This window comes from Sediminitomix flava, assembly GCF_003149185.1.
GTDB classification, from domain to species: Bacteria; Bacteroidota; Bacteroidia; order Cytophagales; family Flammeovirgaceae; genus Sediminitomix; species Sediminitomix flava.
The window spans coordinates 1-1,168 of the sequence record NZ_QGDO01000038.1 but is presented as its reverse complement, the minus strand read 5'-3'; the positions used below and the strand labels follow the sequence as shown (position 1 = coordinate 1,168).

Below are 1,168 nucleotides of genomic sequence, written 5' to 3'. Positions count from 1 at the left end.
CAATCCGACTTGTGATGCTAATCTCTTATCATTAACCCAGTTATTAGGTGTCTCAAAAGTATAAATATGGTGATCACCATAAACAACGTTAACCTACTTATTTGAAGATTGAGAAAAGCTCAAGAATGAATAAAAAATTAGTATTGTTGAAAAAAATGTTCGTTTCATGTTTTTTAATGAGGTACAACGAATCGGGCATGGTATCGCACTTAGGTCGTGTTGATGGTAAGTGCGGTGTGAACTATGCCCCTTGTTAGGCTTATTTTTATTTAAAATACCAAGTTCTATCCTCTTTATTTATATACCAACCTTCTATCGAATTAATCTTCAGAAAATTGTCTATTGTTTCCTTTTCCACAGATGAGATGAAAGTGTAATATGAGTCATACAAATTTGAAAAGAGAATTTTGTTATCCTCTGTCGAAATATTCATTATACCATTGTAACGGTATATTTCAAATCCATTATTTTGATTTATTTTAGAAATTTCTAGCCGTTGAACGTCTTCATCAGAAAGCATACTTATATCGCTACTAATTTCTATTTCCTTGTATCCTAATTGACTTAAATAATCTAAAATTGGAGATACTTGATTTGGAGCAAAACATGTTTCAATAGCATTTATATCATATGAACTACATAATTTTGACTTATTTATAGTTCGTATTTTAACATCTCCAAATGAATCAAGATGCTCTTTTTCTTTTATTTCTTTCCAAGTTATAGTTTCACACTCTTCTAAAATAAATTCTAGATAATCTTCTTCAACAGAATTACTTATACCTTCAAAATCAGCATTATCGAATACGTTAATATTTAAACGCTTCTCAAGGTTTGAGAGATATGTCTGCTTTTCAATTATCCTAGACAACTTGAATTTAGATCTTGAATTGGATTTATATTTATAGAATGGCTTTAACCATATGAAATAATAATTGTAAAAATCTCCCCAATGATCATTAATTGTAATATCATGAGGTGGAACATATTTACTTCTTAAATCTTTCATATTATTAAGCCTAACGACTCGGGCATGGTGTCGCAGGTAGGTTGCGTCGCATACCTACCTGTGCAATATGCCCCTTGTTATCGATATAAAAATTTAAAGCTAATCATTTATCATGGTGAATCTCCATTTAAAAATAATACAGAAAGATTTTGAGAATAC

At 30.1% G+C, this 1,168-nt stretch carries 1 protein-coding gene; it reads right to left on the bottom strand.

Annotated features, from left to right (window positions below; all coding sequences use genetic code 11):
* Positions 1 to 265: 265 nt before the first annotated feature.
* The gene (locus BC781_RS25390; protein WP_109623376.1) at positions 266 to 1,009 is read right to left on the bottom strand and encodes a hypothetical protein; all 744 of its coding nucleotides are present in this window, start codon (positions 1,007 to 1,009) and stop codon (positions 266 to 268) included.
* Positions 1,010 to 1,168: the final 159 nt, after the last annotated feature.